This window comes from Nostoc sp. CHAB 5715 (assembly GCF_020829685.1).
Lineage (GTDB): Bacteria > Cyanobacteriota > Cyanobacteriia > Cyanobacteriales > Nostocaceae > Nostoc.
In genome coordinates this window covers 1-4783 of sequence record NZ_JAIVFR010000600.1, presented here as the reverse complement: position 1 = coordinate 4783, position 4783 = coordinate 1, and the positions used below count along the sequence as shown (strand labels likewise).

General features: G+C 43.6%; 2 protein-coding genes. Both read left to right on the top strand.

Going from position 1 to position 4783, the window contains the following annotated elements:
* Positions 1-3479 (top strand): non-ribosomal peptide synthetase (locus LC574_RS27015; protein WP_229456751.1); only part of this gene is annotated, 3479 nt, incomplete at its 5' end.
* 1 nt (position 3480) lies between these two features.
* Complete coding sequence (locus LC574_RS27010; protein WP_229456750.1) at positions 3481-4779, top strand: MFS transporter; 1299 nt, start codon at positions 3481-3483, stop codon at positions 4777-4779.
* Positions 4780-4783: the final 4 nt, after the last annotated feature.

Genomic DNA, 4783 nt, shown 5'->3' with positions numbered 1-4783 from the left:
TGCAAAATGCACCGATGCCACCCTTGGAGTTGCCAGAACTGATCCTGAATCCTGTGATGGTGGACAGTAAGACAGCCAAGGTTGACCTGTCTCTATCGATGACAGATACGCCGCAGGGATTGATGGGGAATCTAGAATACAACACTGACTTGTTTGAGGCAGCCACTATTAATAGAATGGTTGGGCATTTCCAGACAATGCTTGAAAGCATTGTGGTTAATCCCGACCAGAGTCTAAGTGATTTGCCAATCTTGACAGCAACAGAACGACAGACTCTGTTGGTAAAGTGGAACAGCACACAAACAGAAAATTTGCAAGAGTTGTGCATTCATGAGTTGTTTGAAACTCAAGTACAGCAGACACCGGATGCCGTTGCAGTCGTCTTTGAAGGTCAACAGTTAACATACCGGGAACTGAATGATAAAGCAAATCAGCTAGCGCACCATCTGCGTTCAGCGAAGCTGTCGCGTAGCGATTCGCTTGGTGTCAGACCAGAGGTGTTGGTAGGCATTTGTGTAGAGCGATCACTTTTAATGGTCATAGGGCTGTTGGGCATCCTCAAGGCTGGTGGGGCTTATATACCGTTAGATTCCGCTTATCCTCAAGAACGCTTGACCTGGATGTTGTCAGATTCACAGGTGTCTGTCCTCTTGACTCAGAAGCATTTATTGGTGAAACAAAAGTTTGATGGACTACATGTAATTAGCCTGGATACAGACTGGGAAGTAATTTCTCAAGAGAGTGAAGAGAATCTCGTCAGTGGTGCGACACCAGAAAATTTAGCATATATCATCTATACATCAGGTTCTACAGGCAAACCAAAAGGAGTGATGATTCAACATCAGTCTTTAGTGAATTTCACTCTTGCGGCAATTGTTGAATATGGGTTTACTCAGTCTGATCGCATTCTACAGTTTGCCTCTATTAGTTTCGATGCGGCAGTCGAAGAAATTTATCCCTGCCTGATCTCTGGTGGCACGCTGGTGCTACGTAATGAACAGATGTTAATTGATATACCTAATTTCCTCAAACAATGTCAAGAATGGGAAGTTACAGTATTAGATTTACCTACAGCATATTGGCATCATCTGACTTTTGAATTAACGACGACAAAGCTAAGGCTACCTGAATCATTACGCTTGGTAATTATTGGGGGAGAGCAGGTACTCCTAGAACGAGTAAAAATGTGGCAAAAGTATGTAGGTGATTACCCGCAGCTATTCAACGGATATGGGCCTACAGAGGCAACTGTAGTCACAACAATTTATAAGTTACCAAAAGCTAGCTTTTCATCAGATAGTACATTGTCAGGAGTACCCATTGGTAAGCCTATTGGTAATGTTCAAGTGTATGTGTTAGATAAATACCTACAGCCAGTTCCCATTGGTATTCAGGGAGAACTCTATATTGATGGTGCTGGTTTAGCACGAGGTTACTTGAATCGCCCAGACTTAACTGAAGAAAAATTTATTCCTAACCCCTTTAGCGATTTTGGATTGCCGATTTTAGATTTTAGATTGGGGGATTGTAGTAAAAATCTAGAAGATTGCGATCGCACACAATTTAGCAATCCAAAATCCAAAATCCAAAATCTAAAATTGAGTCGCCTTTACAAAACTGGGGATTTAGTGCGTTATCTCCCAGACGGCAACATTGAGTTTCTCGGTCGTATTGATAATCAGCTGAAGGTGCGCGGCTTTCGCATCGAACTTGGAGAAATTGAAGTGGTACTGACTCAACATTCAGAGATTAGGGAAGTTGTAGTCATCGCTCAACAAGATGCTACGGGCAACCAATACTTAGTAGCTTATGTGGTTCCCAAGCAAAAGTCAGTGCCGAAAAGCAGTGAACTACGCCGCTTTCTCAGGGATAAGTTGCCTGAATATATGCTGCCAAAAGTCTTTGTGATGTTAGAAGCACTACCACTCACTCCTAACGGTAAAGTAGACCGCAAAGCTTTACCAATAGATGACCAAAACCACTATGATGATGACACAATTTACGTAGCACCACGTACATTAACTGAGAAGAAATTAACGGCAATTTGGTCTGAGTTACTTATTCGGGAACAAGTTGGTATTAATGATAATTTCTTTGAGTTGGGTGGTCATTCATTACTGCTGACTCAGATGATTTTTCGAGTGCGTGAAACTTTTCAAGTAGAGCTACCCTTGCGTAGTCTATTTGAAATGCCTACGGTAGCTGGCCTAGCCGAAAGTATTGAGATGGTTCAAAACACAGGTTCTAATACTATTGCTCGGAAAACTGTTGCGGATCTGCAAGCCGAAGCCGTTCTCGATCCCTCAATTTGTCCTGAAGCTCTCCCAAGAGATTATACAACCGAGCCAGCTAGTATCTTATTAACTGGAGCCACAGGTTTTTTAGGAGCTTTTTTACTTGATGAACTTCTCCAAAAAACTCCAGCAGATATTTATTGTTTGGTACGTTCTGCTGATGTAGAATCAGGTAAAAATAAGCTCCGCCAAAACCTGGAAATGTATTCACTTTGGAACGAACATTTAAGTTTCCGAATCATCCCGATTGTGGGAGATTTATCTGGGCCACTTTTTGGACTATCTCAGGAACAGTTTCTGCTATTGGCAAATAATATAGATGTTATTTATCACAATGGTGCTTTAGTTAATTTTATTCATCCATACGAGCAGATGAAGGCGATTAATGTTCTTGGAACCCAGGAAGTTCTCAGATTAGCAAGCTTAATCAAAGTCAAACCTGTGCATTACGTTTCTACCCTTTCTGTTTTTCCCGCACAAAGCGATTCGGAAGTTCAAGTATTCCGAGAAAAAGACTATTTGGAACACGGTGAAATTCTCGAAAGTGGGTATGCTCAGAGTAAATGGGTGGCAGAAAAGTTAGTAGCGATCGCACTTTCTAGAGGGCTTCCTGTGAGTATCCACAGACTGGGAAGAATCACAGGCAACAGCAAAACAGGGGTCTGGAATACAAATGATTTTATGTGCAGCATGATTAAGTGCTGTATTCAGCTTGGTAGTGTGCCGAAAATTGATGGTTTGGTGGACATGACCCCTGTAGACTACGTAAGTCAAGCGATCGTTTATTTATCTCAGCAAAAAGAATCAATTGGAGAAGTTTTTCACTTGCTCAATCCCCACCCAATTAAACTAGAGGAACTCATGGGGTGGGTACGTTCTTATGGCTATCCACTGCGGCTAGTTGCCTATGATGAATGGCGACAAGAGTTGATAACTGCTGTAAAGCATTCTCCAGATGCAACGTTGTATTCCCTTTTGCCTTTGTTTCCTGAAAATAGATCCAAAAATCAGATATCCATTGAAGAGAGTCTTTCTCAATCAAAAATGACACAGTTCGATTCCCAAAAAACGCTTGATAAACTAGTAGATACTTCTATTGTATGTCCTGCGATCGATGACGAACTTCTGGAAAACTACTTCTCTTACTTCACTGATAATGGTTTCCTAAATCACCCACATCTGTAGAATGCGAATATTTACCTTAATCTGGTTTGGGCAGCTTGTCTCATTTATCGGCTCTGGGCTGACTCGATTTGCTTTAGGTGTCTGGGTATACCGAAATACCGAGTCAGTCACGCAATTTGCCCTGATTTCTTTGTTCGCAATACTGCCAAGCATCTTGTTATCACCCTTAGTCGGTGTGCTTGTAGATCGCTGGAACCGACGCACTTGCATGATACTGAGCGATGCTGGAGCCGGACTGAGTACGCTAGCTATTGTGCTGTTGCTCTTGGTTGGTCGGCTTGAAGTCTGGCATATCTACTTAGTTGTAGGAGTTAGTTCGATCTTTAGCGCTTTCCAGTGGCCAGCCTATGCTGCTGCTACTACAATGCTTGTCCCAAAGCAACACCTTGGTCGTGCCAGTGGTATGGTGCAATTTGCAGAGGCAACTTCACGGCTGCTTGCACCGATGTTAGCAGGTGTGCTGGTTGTGACTATTCAGATTCAGGGCGTAATCTTGATCGACTGCGTTACTTTTCTCTTTTCTCTGGTGACGCTGCTACTCGTCCGATTCCCTCAGCCAAAAACTACCGCAGAGCATGAAGTGAAGAAAAGTTGGCGGCTGCGGGAGTTCACCTATGGGTGGACATACATCACTGCTCGACCCGGACTACTAGGATTGTTGATTTTCTTTGCTGCCATTAATTTCTTAATCGGAGTTGTCAGCGTACTAGTTACACCACTGGTATTAGCCTTTGCTACGGCTAATGTACTGGGTACGGTGCTATCTATTGGTGGAAGCGGTATGTTGGTTGGTGGTCTGGTGATGAGCGTTTGGGGCGGCCCAAAGAACCGTATTCTTGGTGTGTTTGGTTTTACGCTATCAGGTGCGTTGTCCATAATACTGGCAGGGCTTAGACCTTCTGTTCCTGTCTTCTTTGCTGCTGCCTTCATCTACTATTTTGGGGTGTCGATGATCAATGGCTGCGACCAAGCTATCTGGCAGAGCAAAGTCGCCCCTACTGTTCAGGGACGAGTCTTTGCCGTGCGAAGTATGGTCGCCTTGGCATCACTACCGCTTGCCTATCTGATTGCAGGGCCTTTAGCCGATGGAGTTTTCGAGCCATTACTTACCCCTACAGGGTTATTAGCTGGAAGCATCGGCAAGATCATTGGTGTCGGTAGAGGATACGGTATTGCTTTGTTGTTTGTTGTGGTGGGAATGCTGACTATGGTAACAATCGCCTTTGGCTATCTATATCAACCTCTATGGCGGCTATATGATGAACTGCCAGATGCAATTGCTGATGAGGCTCTCCCATAGAAGA